Raw genomic sequence first — 3,714 nt, 5'->3', positions numbered from 1 at the left:
AACAACAACGGCAGTGCCTTCGCCGGCCTCGGCGCCAACACCCCGTTCTACAACGTGATGCTGGGCATCGCGATGTGGCTGGGACGCTTCGGCGTGATCGTGCCCGTGCTGGCCATGGCCGGTTCGCTCGCCGCCAAGAAGCGGATCGCCGCGACCGACGGCACCTTGCCGACGCATGGGCCGCTGTTCGTTCTCATGCTAATCGGCATGGTGCTGCTTGTCGGCCTGCTCAACTACGTTCCGGCGCTCGCGCTGGGTCCGATGGTCGAGCACTTGATGCTTTGGAAGTGAGTCGCCCATGAGCCGCCAGACATTCACACTGTTCGATCCCGCGCTGATCAGACCCGCGGTGCTCGACGCGTTCAAGAAGCTGGACCCGCGCGTACAGTGGCGCAACCCCGTGATGTTCGTCGTCTACATCGGCAGCGTCATCACCACCGCGCTGTTCGCGCAGGCGATCTTCGGCAAGGGCGAGGCGCCTGCCGGCTTCGTGCTGGCGATCGCGCTGTGGTTGTGGTTCACCGTGCTGTTTGCCAACTTCGCCGAGGCGTTGGCCGAAGGCCGAAGCAAGGCACAGGCCGCCTCGCTGCGAAGCCTGAAGAAGCAGACCTGGGCCAAGAAGCTCGAGGAGCCTCGTTACGGCGCGAAGTGGCACCCGATCGAGTCGTCCGACTTGCGCCGCGGTGACGCTGTGGTGGTGATGGCACACGACGTCATCCCCGCTGACGGCGAAGTGATCGAAGGTGTGGCCTCGGTCGACGAAAGCGCGATCACCGGCGAGTCCGCGCCGGTGATCCGCGAGAGCGGCGGTGACTTCTCGGCCGTGACGGGCGGCACGCGGGTGTTGTCGGACTGGATCGTCGTGCGGGTCTCGGTGAACCCGGGCGAGACCTTCGTCGATCGCATGATCGCGATGGTGGAGAGTGCCAGGCGCCAGAAGACGCCCAACGAGATCGCGCTCACCATCTTGCTGGTCGCGTTAACCATCGTGTTCCTCTGTGTGACAGGGACGCTGCTGCCATTCTCGCTGTACAGCATCGAGGTGGCCAAGGCTGGTGCGCCGATCACGGTCACCGTGCTCATTGCCTTGCTGGTGTGCCTGATCCCGACCACGATCGCCGGGCTGCTGTCGGCGATTGGCGTGGCCGGTATGAGTCGCATGATGCAGGCCAACGTGATCGCGACCTCCGGCCGCGCCGTCGAAGCGGCCGGCGATGTGGACGTGCTGCTGCTCGACAAGACCGGCACCATTACGCTGGGCAACCGGCAGGCGTCCGCATTCCTGCCGGCGCCGGGAATCAAGGAGAGCGAGCTGGCCGACGCCGCGCAGTTGGCCTCGCTGGCCGACGAGACGCCCGAAGGGCGCAGCATCGTGGTGCTCGCCAAACAGAAGTTCAACCTGCGCGAACGTGATCTGCAGTCGCTGAACGCGAGCTTCGTTCACTTCTCGGCGCAGACGCGCATGAGCGGCGTGGATCTGCCCCTCGCGGTGCCGGCGCCGATGGTCGTGGGCGGCAACCACGCGCCGCTTCAGGTGCGGCAAGTCCGCAAGGGCGCCGCTGATGCGATTCGACGGTATGTCGAGTCGCTGGGCGGCATATTCCCGACCGCCCTGGCGACGGCGGTCGCCGATGTGGCCCGCCGCGGCAGCACGCCGCTGGTAGTCGCCGACGGCACGAAGGTGCTGGGCGTCATCGAGCTCAAGGACATCGTCAAGGGCGGAATCAAGGAACGCTTTGCCGAACTGCGCCGCATGGGCATCAAAACGATCATGGTCACGGGCGACAACCGGCTCACCGCGGCAGCCATAGCGGCCGAGGCCGGTGTCGACGACTTCCTGGCCGAGGCCACGCCCGAGCAGAAGCTCTCGCTCATCCGCCGGCACCAGGCCGAGGGCCGCCTCGTCGCGATGACCGGCGACGGCACGAACGACGCGCCCGCGCTCGCACAGGCCGACGTGGCGGTGGCGATGAACTCTGGCACACAGGCGGCGAAGGAGGCCGGCAACATGGTCGACCTCGACAGCAACCCGACGAAGCTGATCGAGGTGGTCGAGACAGGCAAGCAGATGCTGATGACGCGCGGGTCGCTGACCACTTTCAGCATCGCCAACGACGTTGCGAAATACTTCGCGATCATTCCTGCGGCGTTCGTCACCACGTATCCGCAGCTGGGCGCACTGAACGTGATGCGGCTTGCGAGTCCGTCGTCGGCGATCTTGTCGGCCGTGATCTTCAACGCGCTGATCATCATCTTCCTGATACCGCTCGCGCTGAAGGGTGTGGCGTACCGGCCGCTGGGAGCCGCCGTGCTGCTGCGACGCAATCTGCTGGTCTATGGCTTGGGTGGTGTCATCGTTCCCTTCGTCGGCATCAAGCTCGTCGACCTGACACTGAGCGTACTCGGCCTCGCGTGATCCCGGACCAAGTCATGAAAACCCTCCTGCGCCCCGCCCTCGTCCTGTTCGCGCTCATGACCGTGCTGACCGGCATCGTGTACCCCTTGGCCGTGACAGGAATCGCCAACGCGGCTTTCCCGAACCAGGCGTCGGGCAGCCTCTTGTTCAAGGCCGGAAAGCCCGTCGGCTCCGCCCTCATCGGACAAAGCTTCAGCGACCCGAAGTACTTCTGGAGCCGGCCGTCGGCGACCAGCCCGATGCCCTACAACGGGTCGAACTCCAGCGGCTCGAACCAGGGGCCTCTGAACCCCGTCCTGATCGATGCCGTGAAGGCCCGCATCGGCGTGCTGAAGGCTGTCGACCCGACCAATGCGCTGCCGATCCCGGTGGACCTGGTCACCGCCTCGGCGAGCGGACTTGATCCGCACATCAGCCTGGCCGCGGCCCAATACCAGGCCGCACGGGTGGCGCGTGCGCGCGGCCTGCCTGTTGCAGTCGTCCAGTCGCTCATCGCGACGCACACGCAGGATCGGTGGCTGGGCGTGCTGGGCGAGGTCCGCGTGAACGTGCTGGCGCTGAACCTGGCTCTCGACAGGGCCGGCGCCCGGTGATATGACCCATCGATGAGTGCCGACAGCCGCCCTGATCCCGATGACCTTCTGGCGCGCCTCAAGGAAGAGGAAGCGCAAGCGAAGCGCGGCCGATTGAAGATTCTCTTCGGCGCGTCGGCGGGCGTGGGCAAGACCTACGCGATGCTGTCGGCCGCACGTGCGCTCAAGCCCGGTGTCGATACCGTCATCGGCGTGGTCGAAACTCACGGCCGCGCCGAGACCGAAGCCCTGGTGTCGGGATTCGAGCGGCTGCCGCTCAAGGAAGTGAGCTACCGCGACCGCACGCTGAAGGAGTTCGACCTCGACGGGGCGCTCGAGCGCAAGCCCGGCCTGATCCTCGTGGACGAATTGGCGCATTCCAACGTGCCGGGGTCGCGCCATCCGAAGCGCTGGCAGGACGTCGACGAGCTGCTCGATGCGGGCATCGACGTGTGGTCGACGATGAACGTACAGCACTTGGAAAGCCTCAACGATGTCGTGAGTGGCATCACCGGCATCCGTGTCTGGGAGACGGTGCCCGATCACGTCTTCGACCGCGCCGACGAAGTCGTGATCGTCGACCTCTCGCCGGACGAACTGCTGCAGCGGCTGAAGGAAGGCAAGGTCTACATGCCGCAGCAGGCCGAGCATGCGGTGCGCAACTTCTTTCGCAAGGGCAACCTGATCGCGCTGCGCGAGCTCGCCCTGCGCCGAACGGCGGATCGG

The 3,714-nt window shown here is 65.9% G+C and carries 4 protein-coding genes; all 4 read left to right on the top strand.

Going from position 1 to position 3,714, the window contains the following annotated elements:
* Nucleotides 1-291 (top strand): potassium-transporting ATPase subunit KdpA (locus VJ673_RS08240; protein WP_324125589.1); only part of this gene is annotated, 291 nt, incomplete at its 5' end.
* A gap of 7 nt (nt 292-298) precedes the next feature.
* Entirely contained in the window at nt 299-2,416 is a 2,118-nt protein-coding gene (kdpB, locus tag VJ673_RS08235; protein WP_324125587.1) for a potassium-transporting ATPase subunit KdpB, read from the top strand.
* A gap of 14 nt (nt 2,417-2,430) precedes the next feature.
* The gene (gene kdpC / locus VJ673_RS08230; RefSeq protein WP_324125586.1) at nt 2,431-3,009 is read left to right on the top strand and encodes a potassium-transporting ATPase subunit KdpC; all 579 of its coding nucleotides are present in this window, start codon (nt 2,431-2,433) and stop codon (nt 3,007-3,009) included.
* A gap of 12 nt (nt 3,010-3,021) precedes the next feature.
* On the top strand, nt 3,022-3,714 hold a 693-nt coding region (locus VJ673_RS08225), incomplete at its 3' end, for a histidine kinase (RefSeq protein ID WP_491700803.1).

This window comes from Aromatoleum sp., from assembly GCF_035254505.1.
In the GTDB taxonomy this organism is placed as follows: Bacteria; Pseudomonadota; Gammaproteobacteria; order Burkholderiales; family Rhodocyclaceae; genus Aromatoleum.
The sequence above is the reverse complement of the archived record's forward strand: the minus strand, read 5'-3'. Positions and strand labels throughout refer to the sequence as shown.

What these genes read in the sequence shown, in the direction of transcription:
- kdpB (WP_324125587.1), top strand. Translation starts at nt 299, where the DNA reads ATGAGCCGCCAGACATTCACACTGTTCGATCCCGCGCTGATCAGACCC.
- kdpC (WP_324125586.1), top strand. Translation starts at nt 2,431, where the DNA reads ATGAAAACCCTCCTGCGCCCCGCCCTCGTCCTGTTCGCGCTCATGACC.